Here is a 17,853-nt window from a genome sequence, read left to right as displayed (position 1 = left end):
CCCCGAATGATTGGTGGTGTTCCTGTGTCCTCGTTCATGACGCATGCGCGGGAACTTCACCGGCTGGGGCCGGCCAACAACGATCGGCTTTCGGCAGTCCGGGTGGCCCTCAGCGTCGCCGTCCCGGCCTTGGTGTTGATCGTTGCCGGCCGCCCGGATCTCATGATGTACGCCGTTTTTGGTGCCCTGACGGGAATGTATGGCCGCAATGAGACCCATCAACTTCGGCTCAAGCATCAAGCACAGGCGGCGTTGTTGTTGGTGGGCGGACTGACCATCGGCGTCTTCCTGTCGGTGAACCATATCCATTCCTGGTGGCTCGTCCTGGTGGCGACGATGTTCGCAGGCCTGGGCTCCCTCTATGCGGATTCCGCACGGCTGAGGCCCATCGGTCCGTTCTTCGGGATCCTTGCTTTGGGCGCCTGCGCGTCGGTTCCCACCAGCGTTCCGTTCACGACGGCGGTACTCATCGGAGCTGGGTCTGCCGCCTTCTCCATGGTGGTTGGCTTCGCGGGCTGGATCCGGACCAGGACTTGGGATCGCAGGGCTGTCCGGGAGATGCCAATGTTCCGGGGGCCGTTCGGTCAAACAGCACTGATCCACGCAGCCCGCTATGTTCTGGCTGTCGGAGCTGCTGGAACCATCGGCGTCCTCAGCGGCAGCGGCCATCCGCACTGGGCCATGGCCGCAGCCGCAGTGCCGCTCGCAGGTGCCGACCTCCCAAGCCGCGTCCACCGAGGCATCCACCGCATCGTGGGGACGTTCCTCGGGTTGGCGGTGGTCGCCGTCGTCCTCTTCCCCAGTCCGCTGTCCCCGCTGCAGTACTTCCCCGGCCATGCCGCGGTGGTCCTCGCCGTCGTTGTTGTGCTGTGCCAGTTCCCCACCGAGTTGTTCATGGCCAGGCACTACGGGTGGGCCATGGTGTTCTTCACCCCGGTTGTCCTGCTGATCGCCCAGCTCGCGTCACCCATGGATCCGGGCGTGCTGGTGCTGGAGCGTGCCGTGGAGACGTTCGTGGGTGCAGTGATGGGGATTGCCGTGGCTGTGGTGGTGCAGCGGCGGGGCCTGAACCGGGCCGTTGCAAGCTAAGACCGCGTGCTCGCCGTGGGTCCGAGCGGCACCAGTGCGCTCAGCTCTGCCGGGTTAAGCCCGGCGTTCTCATCGATGATTCCCGGGAGCAGGATTTCCCACATCTGCCGTATCCGGACCATGACGTCTTTCCGCCCATTAAGGACGTTCGAAACCATCTGAACCCCTGTGAATGACGCGACGATATAGCGGGAAAATTCCGCGGGATCCACCGACGGGCGGATATGCCCCTGGTGTATTCCGTCCGCGGCGAGTTGGCGCATGGTGTCGATCCAGTCCTGGTAGGGCTTCTGGACGTCCTGGCCGAAGGCCGAAGCCTCGAGGGTCAACCGGATGCCCGCCCTGACAATGTGGTCGGTGACCAGCAGCTTTCCAAAGGCTCCACAGAGCCGGATGATCGTCTCCAGGGCCGGTGCCTGCTCATCAAGAATGCGCCCGCCCGCCGCCATCGCGATCGAGTGCTGCGCTTCCAGGACTGCACCGGCCAGTTCGTCCTTGGACTTGAAATGGAAGTACAAGGCGCCCTTCGTCACCTGGGCAGCCTCAGCGACCTGTGCGATAGTCGCGGAGCCGAACCCACGCTCCTCAAAGACGTGCGCTGCACCCGCAACGATCGCCTCCCGCGTCGCCTTGGCACGGTCTTGAAGGACCATCCGGGAACCTCGACTCTCGCAATAATGTGGTGCCAGGAATGCCAGCAATCGGGCCCACAGTGGATGGTACGCGGCCGGTCGGGGCTCCCCCCAATGCGATCCCCACCGGAGGCAATCCTCCGCTGAAGGCACTCGATGCCCCGACCGACTCAGTTTAAAACAAACCATACATCCGGTTTTAAAACAAGATTCGCGCTGGGTGTGGAGCCTCTTTTGGTGGCCCGCACGCATTCGACATCTTCTTGACATTGAATGTGAGCTGAAGCACCCTTGTCAGGGTTGCCTGTTGCGTAAGGCGAACCATGTTGATCATTTCGAAACTGCAGGAACACCTCCCCTTTGTCCTGTGAAACCAGGCGCCGGCGCACGTAAGCCGGCTGTCCTGATGACGAACGCGTGAGCCCGGGAGGACAGTTGGACAGAAGCAACGTTCGGGCTGCCAACCGGCGCGGCCAGCATCCCCGCGGTCGCAGAACACCAAAGGAACTGAACTGTTGACGACAATCAAAGGTGCCAGCACCATCGATCAAAGCAGTAAGAACAGCCGGAATCCGGGGGAGAATCCGGCGCAAGCGGCGCCCAGGCGGCGCCTCCGGTGGACCGACGTCAACGTCGTGGACCGGAAGATGTTGAAGAAGGCCCTTGGCGGCACAATCGTCGGCAACACGATGGAGTGGTACGACGTCGGCGTCTTTGGCTACCTGATCACCACCATGGGACCAGTGTTCCTCCCGGAAGCGGACAGGTCCGTCCAGACACTGTTCCTGCTCGGAACCTTTGCCGCGACGTTCATTGCACGGCCGCTGGGCGGCCTGGTCTTTGGCTGGCTCGGTGACAAGGTAGGGCGCCAAAAGGTCCTCGCGGCGACTCTCCTGCTCATGTCGGCCAGCACCTTCGCCGTGGGCATCCTGCCCGGCTACGCACAGATCGGCATCTGGGCCGCGGTGCTGTTGGTGGTCCTGAAACTTGCCCAGGGATTCTCCACTGGCGGTGAGTACGCAGGAGCCACCACGTTCGTTTGCGAATACGCCCCCGACAAGAAGCGCGGCTACTTTGCCAGCTTCCTGGACATGGGCTCCTATCTGGGCTTCGCCATGGGGGCCGCCTTGGTTTCCGCCCTGCAACTCACGCTCGGGCAAGGCGCCATGGAGGAATGGGGATGGCGGCTGCCGTTCCTGATTGCGGGCCCCTTGGGCGCTGCCGCAGTCTACTTCCGCACCAGAATCGAGGAATCGCCACAATTCCAGGCAACGCTGGACGCCCAGAATGCAAACGCCGCCAAGGCTGCCGCAGATGCCCAGGCAAAAGCCGGCGGGCCGGCGGCAATCCTCAAGGCACACTGGCGGCACATCGTTCTGGCCATGGTCCTCGCGGCGGCAGCAAACACCGTGGGTTACGCCCTGACCTCCTACATACCAACGTACCTGACCGAGTCCAAGGGCTATGACCCCATCCATGGCACGTTGCTCAGCATTCCGGTGCTGGTAGTGATGTCGCTGTGCATTCCACTGACGGGGAAGCTCTCCGACCGCATCGGTCGGCGGCCCGTGCTCTGGATCGGCGCGGGCAGCACCATCGTGCTGGCCATCCCCGCGTTCCTGCTGATCGGGATCGGAGCCGTCTGGTCCACCCTCGCAGGCCTCGCCTTGGTTGCCTTCCCCGTAACGTTCTACGTTGCCAATCTGGCTTCGGCCCTTCCGGCATTGTTCCCGACGTCCAGCCGCTTCAGCAGCATGGGCATCGCGTACAACTTTTCCGTGGCCATCTTCGGCGGCACCACGCCCTTCATTGTCCAGGCCCTGATCGACCTCTCCAGAAGCGACATGGCGCCGGCGTTCTACCTGGCAGGCACGTCGGTCATCGGTGCGATCGCCATCTATTTCCTGCCGGAATCCGCACGCCGTCCGTTGCCCGGGTCGATGCCGAGCGTGGACACCGAGGCTGAAGCGAGGGAACTCGAAGCCGGCCAGGACACCAATCCGCTGCTCGACCTGGACGCCATGCCTTTGCAGGATGCTTCTAGGGTTTGAGCGGCCTCCGCGGCGGTCCCGACGTGAGCTTCGCTGGAAGAATACGGGCGAAGAAACTGACCACTTTGTAGCGGCGGGTGGGGATGGAGATGGCTTTGCCCTGTGCGTTGTCCTCCAGCCCCTCCCGCACTACGCGTTCGGCGGTGAGCCACAGGAAACGCGGAGCCACGGACTTGTCCATGCCCATGCGCTCGTGGAATTCGGTGTGGGTAAAACCCGGGCAAACAGCCGTCACCTGGACACCTGACGTGGCGTAGGCAAGGTTCGCCCAGCGGCTGAACGTCACCTGCCAGGCCTTGGCAGCGGAGTACGTTCCGCGGTTGGCGAACGCCGCCACGCTTGCCACGTTGATGATCCGGCCGCTGCCTCGAGCCAGCATCACCTCCAGGGCCGCGTGGCACAGTTCCATGGGTGTCTCCACGTGGAGTCGGAGGTGCCTGCGCTCCGCGTCCAGATCGTTCTTCTCGAAGGATTTGAGGAGCCCGATCCCGGCGTTGTTGACCAAGACGTCCACTGGCCGGGCAGCGTCCCGGAGCCGGTCCGCCACCGCCGAAACCCCGACGTCGGTGGTCAGGTCCGCGGACAGGACCTCCGCCGAGATACTGAAGTCGCGTTCGAACTCATCGGCTTTGGCTCTCAGGCGCTCCTCGTCGCGTGCCACCAGGACCAGGTGGTGGCCCGATTCGGCGAGCTGGCGCGCAAACTCGGCACCAAGCCCTGCCGTCGCTCCGGTAACCAAGGCAGTAAGTTCGTTGGCTCGAGTGGTCATGCGCCAAGACTAGCCGCCAACAACTCCCACCGAGATGGCAATTGATGACAATGTCTGCGACCACCATTGCCATTAACTGCCATCTCGGCGGGGAGCCTAGGCGAACTTGGCCAGGGGGTTGGCCAGGCGGCCGGCCATTTGGAGACCGCCGGACGGATCCGAGATGTCCAGCATTTGCTGGTTGTTCCGCAGCTGCAGCCGGTTGAGGCAGGACAACTCGAAGTCCGGCGCGAAGAGATCGTGCATGGCGAACTGATCGGCAAGCTCGGGGTGGCGTTCCTGGTATTCGCGCAGCACGGAGGCCGCAGTTCCCCAGAACTCCTCCTCGCGGAGAGTCCCGTCCTCTACCAGGATGGCTCCGAGGAAGCGGAAGATGCAGTCGAAGACGTCCGTGAAGATGGCCAGGACCATTTCCTCGGCGGGGATCTCCGCCTTGATGCGGGAGACCTCCTCCGGAAGCTCCAAGCGATCGCCCATCACCACGATTTCCTCGGCGAGGTCCTTCATGATCGCGCGGACCGGTACGCCGTTTTCGAGGATGAGGATGACGTTTTCGCCATGCGGCATGAACGCCAACTCGTACTCGTAGAGGCAGTGCACCAGCGGCACGAGGTAGGCCTCGAAATAGCGGCGCAGCCATTCGGTCGGTGCCAGGCCGGACCTTGAAATCAGCGAGGAGACCATGGAGACGCCCGAAGCATCCACGTGCAGCAGTGACGCCATGGTGGCCAACTGCTGGCCATCCCCCAGCAAGGGAAGCGGACTTTCCCTCCACAAGGCGGACAGCATCTTCCGGTACGGGGAACCCTTGGCGGACGCTGCCTCGTAGTAGTGGTTGTGGTAGCCGATTGCCGCACTTTCCTTGATCATGGCCAGGCCCCGGTTCTGGAGCTCCTGGTCATTGCCGATCAGTTCCTGCAGCCAGTCATTAATAGCCGGCGTTGCCTTCATGTATTGCGGCGAGAGCCCACGCATAAAGCCCATGTTGATCACGGACATGGCCGTTTTGACGTAGGCCTTCTCCGGCGAGGTAGTGTTGAAGAACGTGCGGATGGACTGCTGGGCCTGGTAATCGTCTTCGCCCGTTCCCAGGTGCACGATGTGCCGCTGGGCGATTTCTGCCGCGAACGTCACGGTGAGCTTGTTGTCCCACTGCCACGGATGGACCGGCATGAGGAGGTAGTCCTCGGGATCCAGTCCGGACGCGGAGAGCTCGGCGTTGAACCAGGCCAAAGTGGCCGGGCCGAGTTCCGCCTCAAAGTGCGTGCGGTAGTCCAGATCCGCACTCGACGTGAACACGGCCTTGGACCGGTGCACGGCGATCCACTGCAGCCTCACAGCCGCACCCGTTTCAGGCGCAAACGAGTGATAATCGGCGATCCCGAAGCCCAAGCGTCCGTTGTTGGCCACGAAGCACGGGTGCCCTTCGGTCATGCTGTGCTCGATCGCCTGGAAGTCCGCGGCAACGTCGAATCCACCGGTGACGCCCGCGGCAAGCTCGGCCGAACCGAACGGCTTGCCCTGCTTGTAGGCATGGCCTGCCAACGTGCTGCTGATTTCTTCGAGATACACGGGCAACATGTCCATCTTGATGCCGAGGGCCTCGTGGAACTCGGCAATGAAGTCCATGGCATCGAGTGGCAGCTCCACCCCGTCCCGCAGGCGTGCAATCGAATCCGCTGAAATGGACCAGTGCTCGAGTTGCAGCAACCGGGCCCGGAAGCGGTACTCCACAGTGTCGTCGTCGCTCACCACGCGGTACAGCCCGACGCCGGCTTCCTCCTCCCGGATCAGGTCCGGGACCAGAATCCGCTCGTGGGAGAACTCGGCGATGGCCTTCCGGACGAGGTGCCGGTTGGCTACTGCCCAACGCTCCGGGTTGAGGTGGGAGACAGTCGCGGCGGCCTCGGTGGTGGTCGCGCTGCCGGTGGCTGTGGTGGTCACAGGGATTCTCCTCCGGTCACCGCGACGGGCGCGGCCAGAATCGGGGTCAGGGTGGCGTGGAAGTCCTCGCGGGTACAGAAGCTCAGCAGCCCCTGCTTGTGGTCCTCGGAAGGATCGACGGCGGGAAGGGTCACCACGCCGTGCGGGCGGAAGCCCACCTTTTCATTGAGCGCATGGATCTTATGGTTACGCGCGTCAGGCTCGACGACGACCCGCCGGATTGCAGGGTCCTCGAACAGTGACGCCATCACGGCCTGCATGACGGCGGTGGTGTAACCGGGCTGCGGGTCACCGCTCGGCGGCGACACCAGGAGGTGCATGCCAATGTCACCTGGCTGGACCTCGTAAACGTCAGCCAACGGCGAGGAGTCGGGACGGTACCGCTCCATCAGGAAGGCGGGAACACCGTGGTCGAGTCCAAGGAAGGCCTGGTGGTGGCCCGACTCGGCGATCTTGGAGTATTCCTCCACAACATCCTGTTCGGCACATCCGACCATGCCCCAGAACCGCGCGTACTCCTGGCTCACCCAGCTGTGGAGGACAGGTGCGTCGGCCACAGGATTGACCGGCCGGAATGTGAAGCTCATACCGTGGCTCCAGCGGTTGCCGGGACAGGGGCGGGCACGGCTGCGGGGGCGCCGAACTGCTGGAACGCGATGCTGCGCTCGATCGGGTAGACCTCGCGGCCCGTAATCTCGCGCAGGATGCAGGAGTTGCGGTACGCGGCCATCCCGAGGTCCGGGGTGACGAAGCCGTGCGTGTGAAGTTCGGCGTTCTGCACGAAGATCTCGCCGGGTTCGACGCCGGTACCGTAGTTGCGTTCGACGTCGAACCGGCCCTTGGCGTCCCGGCGGATGCGGTCCTTGATGCCGGAGAGGAAGGCTGGCTCCTTGTAGGAGTAGCCAGTGGCGAGCACCACTGCTTCAGACTCCAGTGTGTAGTCGCGGCCGTGCTCCTCGTGGCGCAACTGCAGGGTGTGGGTCCCGGTAACAGGATCCCATTCAGCAGCCGTCAGGGACGAGTGGGTGTGCAGCTGGGTATCGACGATCCCGGAGAGGCTCTTGGTGTAGAGGAGATCGTAGATGTCGTCGATCAGGTCCGAGTTGATGCCCTTGTAGAGGTTCTTCTGGTTCTTGATCAACGAATCGCGCTGGTCCAACGGCAGCGAGTGGAAGTAGTCCACGTACTCCGGAGAGGTCATTTCCAGCGTGAGCTTGGTGTACTCCAAGGGGAAGAAACGGCCGGAGCGGGTCACCCAGTTGAGCTGGTAGCCGTAGACGTCGATTTCCTGCAGGAGTTCGTAGTACAGCTCGGCCGCGCTCTGGCCACTACCCACGATCGTGATGCTGCGCTTGGACTGCAGTTCGGCCTTCCTGGCCAAGTACTCGGCGTTGTGGAGGACAAGTCCCCCGCCGTCCACTATCCCTGCACAGGAAACGGGGATGTACGGCGAGGTTCCCGTGCCAAGGACCAGGCGCCTGGCGCGAAGCACCTCAGCGCCACCCGGCCCCTGCACCGAAAGGCGGTACACGCCGTCGTCGTAAGCCACATCCAGCACATCCGTGCTAAAACGAACCGACTCAAGCTGCCCGGCCACCCACTGGCAGTACTGGTTGAACTCCGCACGCAGCGGGTAGAAGTTCTCCCGGATGTAGAAGCGGTACAGGCGGCCGGTCTGCTTCAGGAAGTTGAGGAACGAGTACGGCGACGTCGGGTCTGCCAGGGTCACCAGGTCCGCCATGAACGGGACCTGCAGGTGCGCCGGCTCCAGCATCATGCCCGGGTGCCAGTCGAAGGACTCGCGGCGTTCCAGGAAGACGCAGTCCAGGTTCTCCACGGGCTCGCTCAGCGCGGCCAGGCCCAGGTTGAAAGGCCCGACGCCGATCCCGGCGACGTCATAAATCCTGCTGTTGTCCGGGGTGCTCACGCGGCGGCCTCCGTGGTGTTTGCGAGCAGGCTGGCGCCCGTCCGGCGGATGAGTTCGATGATTTCCTGAATGTCCCTCAGGGAGGCCTCGGCGTTGAGGAGGGTGAATTTGAGGTAGTGGCGTCCAGCAACCTTGGTGCCGGCTACTACGGCCTCACCAGAGGCGAAGATGGCGGCGCGGATCGCCGGGTTGAGTGCGTCGGCAGCGTCCTCGTCGAGGACGACGCCGTCCACCACAGGGCGGTAGCGGAAGACAAGCGTGCTCAGCTGCGGAGCGGCGGCGAGCTCGAACTCGGCATCCTCCGCCAGCAGGGCCCCCACGCGGCCAGCAAGGTCGATCGCTTCGTCGAAGAGGGCGCCAATGGCGTCGGCGCCCATGATGCGCAGGGTGAGCCAGAGCTTCAGGGCATCGAAGCGACGGGTGGTCTGGATGCTCTTGTCCACCTGGTTGGGGATCTCGGCCTTGGCGGCGCTCTCCGGATTCAGGTAATCGGCATAGTAGGTGACGTGGCGCAGCATGGCACCGTTGCGGACCAGGACGGCGCTGGAGCTGACGGGCTGGAAGAACGTCTTGTGGAAGTCCACCGTGACGGAATCGGCCAGGTGGATCCCGTTGAGCAGGTGACGGTAACCGCCCGAGACCAGGAGTCCTCCACCGTACGCGGCGTCAACGTGCAGCCAGGAGTCGTACGCACGGACCAAGGCAGCGAGCTCCGCGAGCGGGTCAACTGACCCGAAATCAGTGGTCCCGGCGGTGGCCACCACCGCCATGGGTACCAGGCCGGCGTCGTGCGCTTCCGCCAAAGCAGCCGCGAGTGCGGTGGGGTCCATGCGGTGGTCTTCGGCCGTGGGAACGGCAACGACGGCGTCAAAGCCGAGGCCAAGCATCGAGGCGGACTTCTGGATGCTGAAGTGGCTGTCCACCGAGGTGAAGATGCGGAGGCGGTCCAGCAGGTGCGGCAGCCGGGCTTCGGGACGGTCGGTGCGGAGCTTGGCGACGGCGTGGTTGCGGGCAATCAGCAGCGCCTGGAAGTTGGACTGGCTGCCGCCGGAGGTGAAGACACCGTCGGCCTCTGCGTCGAAGCCGATGCGCTCAGCGGTCCAATCGATGAGGCGGCGTTCAATCATGGTGGCCCCCGCGCTCTGGTCCCACGTGTCCATGGAGGAGTTCACGGCGGAGAGCACGGCTTCGCCCACCAGCGCCGGGATGACCACGGGGCAGTTCAGGTGAGCGGCGTAACGGGAGTCGTGGAAGTAGATGGCGTCCTTGAGGTAGAGCTCCTCAAGCTCTTCCAGGGCGGCAGCGGTATCCGGGAGGGGGCGCTCGAGGTCGACTTCACCAACCTTGGCCTCCAGCTCTGCATGTGCGACGCCGGTGAACGGCTGGGTGGTCCGCTGGACTTTGGTGGAGACGGCGTTGACTCCTTGGAGGACCTGCGCCACATAGCTGGGCGAATTTCGTGCGTTGAACAGCTGGTTGGTGGCAGCGAGTGCCAGCTCCACTTTGGAGCCAAAGTCCTGCTCCTGAGCTATCTGCTCTTCGACACTGGGTGACGTCACGACAGCTTCCTTCCGTTGCATTGGGGTCGCTAGTTAGCAAAGGCAAGCCTTACTTAGGTTTGCCTTTCCGTCAAACTTTTGTGACCTAATTCGCTCAGAAGGCGGTTTCTTCACGATCTACTGCGGGGAGCACGTCATTGACTTTTCCTGCAGGCGTTTTGCGTGCACAATGCCACGCCTTTTCGGCCGGCCGATGACTCATTCAGGCCACTGGCACGGTGGGAGTAGAGTGCTGGGAAGCACGCTCATTCTCAACGGTTGGGGGACCAATGACTGACGACGTTCACGAACGAATCGGCTTTCGCGAGATCGACGAACAGGGCAATTCCGTGCGGGCCGTGAGTCCGAACGCGCCTGAGCCGATCGATGCGTCACCGAGGCGCCTGCTGGTCAACCCCTTCGTTGTGGCCCTGTGGCTGCTTGATCTGGCCCTGGGCTGGTTCACCATTTGGGCCTTCAGTGCGGCTATCGAGGGACTTGCCCCATCCGTTGCCAGTCCGATGGTGCAATACAATTTCATCCTCCTCTCGGCGGCTCCCTACGGTGCTTTGGCCGCCATTCTGCTCACCGCTGCGCTCCTGTTCTGGCACGCTGCCCAATGGCAAAAGAAGCGGCCAACCCGGTCCCCATGAACCCGATCGGCCGCTTCCCCAGTGGGGCTCCGGCCCGGCTGCTTGAGCCGTTGCCGCACTCCTGCCCTACGCGTCCGAACGTTTGCGGCGTGCGCTGAGGAAGAGGAGCAGTCCCGCGCCCGTTGCAAGGGCGCTGATGGGCACCAAGGCGACAGCAACACCTGTGAAAGCCAGCGATTCTCCTGCCCGGTCGGGAACAACCGGGTCAACCGGAACAACCGGGTCAACCGGGTCAACCGGCGGGAACGTCACCTCAGCACTTGCCGAGGGTGTGATGACCCGGAGTCCCGATTGGGACGTTCCCGTGGCGGCAGCGCTGTTGACCACTTTGCCTGCAGTGACGTCGGCTTGCGTGATGATGTACGTTGCCGTGGCCGTCATCGTCTGGCCGGGCTGCAATTCTCCGGCAGTGCCCGGCCAGTTGTACTTCAGGCCGGACAATCCGGTCATGGGGTCTTGGATGGCCACACCGGTGAAGGCGGCCGTGCCGACGTTTTTCACCGTGAAGTGGTAGGCCAGGATGTCCCCCGCCGTCGCGGGATCTCCCACAGCCGAGGCATCCACGGCCTTAGAAAACACCAAAGCGGCGTTCGGCGACAGCGGGGTGTCGGTGATTGCCGCGGGCGGAGTGATCGTCGCGCCGGTGGGAGGAGTGCCCGTTGCTGTCGCCACATTAACCACATGGCCGGCGTCGATGTCCGCCTGGGTGACGTGGTAGGCAGCCTGGGCCGTGACCGCCTCACCCGGCAGCAACTCGCCTTGTGTTCGCGGCCAGCTGTAGACCAGCGGTGAAAGACCAGCCATCGGATCGTCGATCGTTACGCCGGTCAGTTTCACGTTGCCGGTGTTCCTGGCGGTGAGCTGGTAGGCGATCTGGTCGCCGACAAGCGCCGGCCCGGCCCTGGCAGGCACCGCCGCCGAGTTGCTGAATTCCATGGCCGGAGCCGGGGCCAATCGGGTATCCGCCGTTCCCGGAATGGGCGGGAGCGCTTCACCGCTGGGCGCAGTGGCCGTTGCCGTTGCCGCGTTGGTGACGTGACCGGCGTCGATATCGGCCTGCGTGATCGCATAACTGGCCGTTGCCGTCGCCGTTTGGCCCGGCAACAACTCGCCGGGTTTGCCCGGCCAGGCGTATTTGAGGGCAGACATGCCTGCGAGGGGATCGTCGATCACAACACCTGTCAGTTTCACGTTGCCGCTGTTCCGGGCCTTGAACTGGTACGTGATCACGTCGCCAAGGCGCGAGGGTGACCTGACAGCCGAGGCATCAGCAGTCTTGGTAAATTCCATGCCGGGTGCAGGCAGGGCAGTGTTGGTCAGCACGCAGTTGATGTCCGCGCCGGAAACTGGAGTCACGGCCAGGGAACCATCGAAGGCGGCGGCTGTGGGCAACCCTCGTTGGAGTCCTTTGGCGTCCGTGCAGGTAATGGCGGATCCATAGGCCGTGAGGTTTGGCCCGGATTCCGTGATGTAGTAGGTACTGCCTGCCTTGGCGGCATAATTGCCCGTGGTACCCGAGCCGGGGGTTACTGCCGACCCCGCACCAGAGGTAGTGGAGTTTGCCGTGCTGTTGACCACCTGCCCCGTGGCAGAACCTGAGCGGATTTCAACGGTGAACTGATCCGAATCGGCCAGGCGAGGGGAACCCAGCACCTTGCTGACGGAGATCCGGGGTGCACCGGCAACAAGCAGGGTGGCGTTCTCCGGCGGGTTCAGATTCGTGGCGACGTTGCCAGGACCATTGCCGTAGCTGCCGGCAGTGTCCGCCGTGACATCCACCGTGATGATGCAGGACTGCTGGCCTGACGCGAGGTCGCCTCCGGTGACCGTGATGGCGCCGGTACCGGATTTGGCCGTTGTGGTCACCGGCTTGCCTGCCGACTGGACGCAGGTACCGCCAATGTTCGGAGCCGCGGCCACTTTGAGGCCCGTCGGAAGGGAATCGGTGAAAGACCAGTCATTCTTGGCGTTGAGTTCGCTCGTATTCGTCACGGTGAAGCTCAGAGTCGCAGTTCCGCCAGCGGCAATCGTCGACGGGGAAAACGACGTATCCAACTGTGGGGTGACGTCCACCAAACGAACGTTGTCAAAGGCGCCATCGTTGCCGTTGGTGGCACCGTTGTTGTTCCACATTTCCAGGCCCATGGATGTCCCCGGGGCTTGGAAGGCCTGGTTGGTGAGCATCGATTTGATGTTCACCGTCCTGGTGACCGTTCCGAAGTTGCCGCCGACGTCGCTGGTAACCCGCTGTTGGTACGAGTGGACATTCGGATCCTGGCTGGCCTGGCAGCCGTTCAGGGCAGTCCCAATGGGGGTGACTGTTCCATCGCCGTCGATCCTGGCGAATTGGTAGGAGGGGTCGGAGCTCCCGCCAAAGCAATTCATGTAGGCAGTGTCCACGCCGAATGTGTAGTAGTGGCCCGGCGTGGTGGGCAGCGGATCAACTGTCTTGAACATGACTCCCCCGGCCGGGCCGGACGGGAGGGTGTCGCAGGAACCTTGTGACGCGTTGTTGGACACACATTCGGTGAAGGAACTTGTTACATGGTCGGTGTCCGGTGAGCCGGGGTTGAACTGCTGCCCCATTCCTCTCGCCAACATCCGCAGGAACTGATAGCTGCGGACTCCCGCGATGTCCGCACATCGGTTGTTGGTGCCGGAGGCAACGGATCCCGAGGCCGCCCACGGCGGCGTGCTGCTGTTCCGGTAACTGAGAATCACACCGTTGCACCGTGCAGCATCGATCCAGGACGGCGATCCAGTGTATGTGGCGCCTGAACTTCCCACATAGGCGGCCGAACCGGCTGCTGCGTAGGACTGGGCCCCGAGGGCAGTGTTGTTGGTGCCGTTTTCGAAGTCCTCGGTGAAGACCACCGTACCGGGCTGCGGGACGCCCGGGGCCACGGACTGCGTGGCAACTGCGGGCGGCGTCACGGCACCACCCGCCCCTAGAGACACGACCGCTGCGGCGACGAGCCCCGCCAACAGCTTTCGCAGATGCGAATGCTTCATTTTCCCTCTTGCTTGTCCGGATCTGGTTCCGTGAGGAGCGCCGACAGACAGTGCCCCACAACCGCTAGTGGGGCCACGCAGCGGATCGTGACGCGATCGAGGGAAAATTTCTCAGAAAGTTTTTGCAGCTCTTACTGGAAGGTGTTGGTGAACGTCTTGGTGACGATCCCATGACCTCCAAATTGATAGTCCAGTGTTCCGATCGTGGACGACTGGGGCAGGGAAACACCCAGCTTGAACGCAAGTCGGGCCGGGTCCAGTGAATCGGTGGCGCAGCGAACTTCGCGCGCACCTGCCGCGGTGCATTCCCAGCCGGCGGGCACAAAGGTTTTCCCGGAGATGAAAGTCGCCTCGTCGGGGAGCGTGAAGACGGCCTCGCCGGACGTCGGAGTTCCGTCGCCTGTCAACGAAAATTCCACGGAAACGTCCCTCTCCACGGCATTTGCACCGGCAACGGAAGTAAACACGGCGCCAACAGTTTGAGGGGTTGCGGATGGCGTTGCCGTGGGAGTCGAGGTAACAACCGCAGAGTCGACAACAATTGCCTTCCGATGCGTCACCGGCACCTCGGGAACCACGACGGCGGGCGTCGCCGGCGCGGCCGGCGGCGGCCCTGTGGGAGGTGCTTCGGCAGACGGCACGGTTGGTGGCGATGTCGGCGCCGGAACAACCGGGGGTACCAAGATTGGCGTCTCGGGTACAGCGGCAACAGGTGGCGCTGACTGGGTTGTCTGGGACGCAGGCTGCAGAAGAAAGACCACCAGCCCCGCCAAGGCGATCGCTGCGGCAGTAAGTGCCGCAACAACTTTCCAAGGCAGGCTCGAACCCTTGCCCCCGGTGGTGGTGGCTTGCGCCGTCAAACCGCTGGAAACCGTGCCCGCGCCGCCTGAGGCGATCGCAGCCGCCACGCCCGGTGTGAACGCGATCCCGGCGAGGAGCGGGAAGATGATACCGCGCATGCGTCCTTCGACATCGCTGAGCTCCACCAGCAGTGCCGTGCACTGTGCGCAGCCGGCCAGGTGTGCACTGACCTTTTCCTGCGAGGAACGCTTCAACGCATTCCGCGCGTATTTGCCCAGTTGACTGGCGTATTCATCACAGGCTTTGTCAACTGCCTGGCTGATGTGGTGCTGCAGGTAGGCCTGGCGGAGGCCTTCCCTGGCCCGGATGGCAAGGGAAGAGACGCCGTTGGGGCTCAGGCCCACGAAGGGCGCGACCGCCGCGGGCTTCAACCCTTCAATGTCCATGTGCCACAGGACCGCCTGCCACCGCTCGGGCAGCGACTTGAAGGCCTTGGCCATGGTGCTCGACTCGAACTCCATCATGACCGTGTCCGCGTCATGGACCGCGGAATCGAGGATGCTGTCATCGGCAGCCATGGGCGTGCGGCGGGCCTTCTTGTTCCGCTCGTAGGCGGTGCGTCGCACGACGGTCAGAAGGTAGGACCGGAAGAACTCCTTGGGCCCTTTGCCGTCCTTCAACGATTGAAAGATCGACGCAAAGGATTCCGCAACAACGTCGTCGGCGTCGCTGGGGTTGTCGGTCTGCTGCCTGGCGACGTATTGGGCGATCGCGAGGTGCCGGTTGTAGAGGGTGTGGAACGCGTCAGCTGCGCCTTGACGCACCAGATCCAGAAGCTGGGGATCGTTGTCCTCACCTGCTGCCAGGGACGATCCCCCGGGTGTTCCCACCACTATTGCTTGATCCATAGGCAGTAGTGTGACATCAGATTGCTCGTTGACTTGAACCGCAGGTTACTTACGACTATAAGGGGGTCAAAAAACGCCCTCGGCATTGCAACACGATGCGGGCAGTGACTCCACTAGCAGCACATGAGGCCCCTCACCACAGCATCGGCATCCGGAAACCGACTCGCCACACGCCTGCCCTCGCCGGCGAAAATCGCCCGTTCCGCGCGGAAAAACGGGCAATCAGGATCCCGAATGGCCCCGCCGCCGGGATCCCGCACGGTCAGGATTGCACACACCGTTCGGGCACGGCACGTGAAGCTCGTCTATGGTGCGGACAGGTCCACAGCCCGCCCCGGGGACACGGTCATCTTCACGGCCTGGATCAGCAACGGCTCCAAAAGTCACCTTCGTAACATTCGTCTTATTCCACGCTCGTTCACCAACGAGGCCATGGAACCGCTTGCTTACGCGTCCAGTCCGGCCCATGAGGACCTTGCCATTCAGTCGTTGGCGCCGGGCGAAAGCGTCATGCGGAGCTTCTCTTATCGCGTCACAGAGGTGGACCACTCCCACGGGGGCAGCCTGGTCAGCGCCATGCAGGTCCGTGCCTCCCGCCTTGGCCGGCAAGTCACGGACGAACACGACGCAATCGTCTCTTTGTCAGGCGCGCGGACTCCGTGGCCGGTACGGTCAACCCGCCCAGGCCTGGGACATTGGAGTTCCACACCGGTCACGTCAGTGAAGCCCAGGCGCCGGCCACGTAGGCTGGCCGGCGCCCGGAAGCTAAGCCGCTAGTCGTTGTCCGGTTCGCCCACGGGCTTCTCGGCCGGCCAGTCGACGTCCTGCTCATAGCCGTCGTGCTTCTGCAAGTAAGCGGCGATGTAGGGGCAATGCGGAATGATGCGCTTGCCGGAAGCCACCACATCATCAAGGGCAAAGTGGGCCAGCACCTTGGCCAGCCCCTGCCCCTTGAACTGGGGCTTGGTTTCGGTGTGGGTGAAATCGATGTGACCCGGCCGGTCGATGAATTGGGAGATGACGGCCAGCTCCCCATCGACGTGGAGTTCGTAGCGGTGGAATTTATCGTTGCGGACGGTGGTCACACCAGCGCGGAACGAGTCGGCCAAGGAGTCAGTGTCGGTCATGATTCGAGATTGGCACGTAAACCTTGCGCTGGCAACGTGGAGCCCGCCTCGCCCGCCGGCGGAAGCACCGGCGTCGGAACCCGCCCAAGCAGCAGGACGGCGAGCGCGAAGCACGCCGCTCCCCCACCCAGCAGTGCCAGCGTCAGGCCGTTCAGGGCGGCGTCCATCACCGGAAGGAAAACCACGACGCCGGCAGTCACCACAGCGGTCCGCGAGGGGCCGCGTGCGTGGCTGGCCGCCGTCGGACGGTTTTCCAGGCGCCCAAAAACCGCAATGACCGGCACCAACAAGGCAACCACGGCGAAGAACACCGGGATACGCCCCCACCACCACTCGGCGGTGGCCGGCGACGGCTTGGGGAAATCAGTCAGCAGCAGCAGCCCGGCCATGCCCACCAGGAGCGGCAAATGCCAGAGGTAGACGGTCATTGCACGACGCCCTGCAACTCCGATCAAGGCCTGGATCCAGCGGACCGAGCCCAGCCAGGCAATTCCGTTGCGGAGCAGCTGAAGCGTTGCAGTTTGCGAGATGCCGAGCAGGAGCATGCAGAGATTGGGCGGGTTGATGTTCTCCACCATGTTGCCGGGGTAGATGGCCACTCCGGTGACCACGCCCAACAGCAGATTGGCGGCGGTGATGGCACCCAGCAACCACGCGCGGCTACGGTCCTGGAAGTATCCGTCGGCCAGGAAGAAACCCAGCTGCTGCACCGCGCACCAGACAAACACCATGTTGACAAAAGCCACTACCGGAAGAGCACCCCGCAGCGAATCCACCGTGATGATCAGCGCCGTCAGGACGCCGAACGTGAGCAGGGGGGCGCGATCGTGGAACCGGGCCATCAGTGGGATGCTTACCTGGGCCGTGAGGTAGGCGGCCAGGAACCACAGGGGCATCGCCGCGCCGGTAGCCATCAGCTGGATCACTTGCGGGTGGACGCCCAGCAAGAGCGCAGCCCACAGCCCCGCCCACATGACGGCCAGAAGCGCCATGGCCGGACGGACCAAGCGCAGGAGGCGCACTTGGGCGAACTGGAACCCGTTGCCACCGCGGGCCTGGAGGCGCCGCCAGGATTGCAGGCCCGTCGCTCCGCCCATCACGAAGAACAGCGGAACGATCATGAGAACCCAGACCACGGGCGTGAACCAGCCTTGGTCCATCAAAGTGTTCCCGGTGGTCACCGTTCCGTCCCTGTGGAGGACCGGGCTGACCATCATGCAGTGGGCGGCAACCACCAGGAGCAGGCAGGTGAAGCGGACAAGGTCGATCGCCGGATCCCGCCGCGTGGCCGTTGCTTGGCCGGCGGGAGTTTCCAGATGCCGCGGACTCTCCATGGCCCTCCCAACCTCGTGCTGCCTCCATTGTCCGCCCGGGTTGGCGAAGGGACCAGAGCGCCGGGCCC

General features: G+C 63.6%; 14 protein-coding genes. 4 read left to right on the top strand and 10 right to left on the bottom strand.

The genetic code is table 11. The features are described from left to right. The first annotated feature begins 6 nt into the window (after window positions 1-6). A complete protein-coding gene (locus tag ACFVSJ_RS10960; RefSeq protein ID WP_387437070.1) occupies window positions 7-1,089 on the top strand; it encodes an FUSC family protein in 1,083 nt (360 codons plus the stop codon). Here the strand turns inward: ACFVSJ_RS10960 and ACFVSJ_RS10955 are convergent. Beyond that, complete coding sequence (locus ACFVSJ_RS10955) at window positions 1,086-1,742, bottom strand: ScbR family autoregulator-binding transcription factor (protein ID WP_387436813.1); 657 nt, start codon at window positions 1,740-1,742, stop codon at window positions 1,086-1,088. The genes ACFVSJ_RS10960 and ACFVSJ_RS10955 overlap by 4 nt on opposite strands. Window positions 1,743-2,263: 521 nt before the next feature. Here ACFVSJ_RS10955 and ACFVSJ_RS10950 point away from each other — a divergent pair. Continuing rightward, window positions 2,264-3,772: an MFS transporter gene (locus ACFVSJ_RS10950; RefSeq protein WP_387437069.1), complete on the top strand. Its 1,509-nt coding sequence runs from the start codon at window positions 2,264-2,266 to the stop codon at window positions 3,770-3,772. On the opposite strand, the gene ACFVSJ_RS10945 is transcribed toward ACFVSJ_RS10950, so the two are convergent. From ACFVSJ_RS10945 to ACFVSJ_RS10925, 5 genes are all read right to left on the bottom strand, one after another. Further along, window positions 3,762-4,541 (bottom strand): SDR family NAD(P)-dependent oxidoreductase, encoded by a 780-nt coding sequence (locus ACFVSJ_RS10945; protein WP_387436811.1) that lies wholly within the window; start codon window positions 4,539-4,541, stop codon window positions 3,762-3,764. The two genes, ACFVSJ_RS10950 and ACFVSJ_RS10945, sit on opposite strands and share 11 nt — an antisense overlap. A gap of 96 nt (window positions 4,542-4,637) precedes the next feature. Beyond that, window positions 4,638-6,485 carry an IucA/IucC family protein gene (locus tag ACFVSJ_RS10940; RefSeq protein ID WP_387436809.1) on the bottom strand — a complete coding sequence of 616 codons (1,848 nt, stop codon included), beginning with the start codon at window positions 6,483-6,485 and terminating at the stop codon, window positions 4,638-4,640. After that, on the bottom strand, window positions 6,482-7,072 hold the full coding sequence (locus tag ACFVSJ_RS10935; protein WP_387436807.1) for a GNAT family N-acetyltransferase: 591 nt from the start codon (window positions 7,070-7,072) through the stop codon (window positions 6,482-6,484). The genes ACFVSJ_RS10940 and ACFVSJ_RS10935 overlap by 4 nt, the downstream gene beginning before the upstream one ends. Then, the gene (locus ACFVSJ_RS10930; RefSeq protein WP_387436805.1) at window positions 7,069-8,412 is read right to left on the bottom strand and encodes a lysine N(6)-hydroxylase/L-ornithine N(5)-oxygenase family protein; all 1,344 of its coding nucleotides are present in this window, start codon (window positions 8,410-8,412) and stop codon (window positions 7,069-7,071) included. Before ACFVSJ_RS10930 ends, ACFVSJ_RS10935 begins: the two co-directional genes overlap by 4 nt. After that, the gene (locus ACFVSJ_RS10925) at window positions 8,409-9,971 is read right to left on the bottom strand and encodes a pyridoxal phosphate-dependent decarboxylase family protein (protein WP_387436803.1); all 1,563 of its coding nucleotides are present in this window, start codon (window positions 9,969-9,971) and stop codon (window positions 8,409-8,411) included. Before ACFVSJ_RS10925 ends, ACFVSJ_RS10930 begins: the two co-directional genes overlap by 4 nt. A 269-nt stretch (window positions 9,972-10,240) precedes the next feature. On the opposite strand from ACFVSJ_RS10925, the gene ACFVSJ_RS10920 reads away from it, so the two are divergent. Next, window positions 10,241-10,603, top strand: a complete 363-nt coding sequence (locus ACFVSJ_RS10920) for a hypothetical protein (RefSeq protein ID WP_387436801.1) — start codon at window positions 10,241-10,243, stop codon at window positions 10,601-10,603. Between the two features lie 66 nt (window positions 10,604-10,669). On the opposite strand, the gene ACFVSJ_RS10915 is transcribed toward ACFVSJ_RS10920, so the two are convergent. Next, window positions 10,670-13,615 (bottom strand): hypothetical protein, encoded by a 2,946-nt coding sequence (locus ACFVSJ_RS10915; RefSeq protein WP_387436800.1) that lies wholly within the window; start codon window positions 13,613-13,615, stop codon window positions 10,670-10,672. Window positions 13,616-13,746: 131 nt separating this feature from the next. After that, complete coding sequence (locus ACFVSJ_RS10910) at window positions 13,747-15,324, bottom strand: sigma-70 family RNA polymerase sigma factor (RefSeq protein WP_387436798.1); 1,578 nt, start codon at window positions 15,322-15,324, stop codon at window positions 13,747-13,749. A 234-nt stretch (window positions 15,325-15,558) separates the two neighbouring features. Here ACFVSJ_RS10910 and ACFVSJ_RS10905 point away from each other — a divergent pair, with 234 nt between their 5' ends. Next, window positions 15,559-16,101 (top strand): hypothetical protein, encoded by a 543-nt coding sequence (locus ACFVSJ_RS10905; protein ID WP_387436796.1) that lies wholly within the window; start codon window positions 15,559-15,561, stop codon window positions 16,099-16,101. Here the strand turns inward: ACFVSJ_RS10905 and ACFVSJ_RS10900 are convergent. Both ACFVSJ_RS10900 and ACFVSJ_RS10895 read right to left on the bottom strand, forming a co-directional pair. Then, on the bottom strand, window positions 16,098-16,451 hold the full coding sequence (locus ACFVSJ_RS10900; RefSeq protein WP_387436794.1) for a GNAT family N-acetyltransferase: 354 nt from the start codon (window positions 16,449-16,451) through the stop codon (window positions 16,098-16,100). The genes ACFVSJ_RS10905 and ACFVSJ_RS10900 overlap by 4 nt on opposite strands. Next, window positions 16,448-17,785, bottom strand: coding sequence for an acyltransferase (locus ACFVSJ_RS10895; RefSeq protein WP_387436792.1), 1,338 nt, complete (start codon window positions 17,783-17,785; stop codon window positions 16,448-16,450). The genes ACFVSJ_RS10900 and ACFVSJ_RS10895 overlap by 4 nt, the downstream gene beginning before the upstream one ends. Window positions 17,786-17,853: the final 68 nt, after the last annotated feature.

The organism is Paenarthrobacter sp. NPDC058040 (assembly GCF_042885775.1).
Lineage (GTDB): Bacteria > Actinomycetota > Actinomycetes > Actinomycetales > Micrococcaceae > Arthrobacter.
The sequence above is the reverse complement of the archived record's forward strand: the minus strand, read 5'-3'. Positions and strand labels throughout refer to the sequence as shown.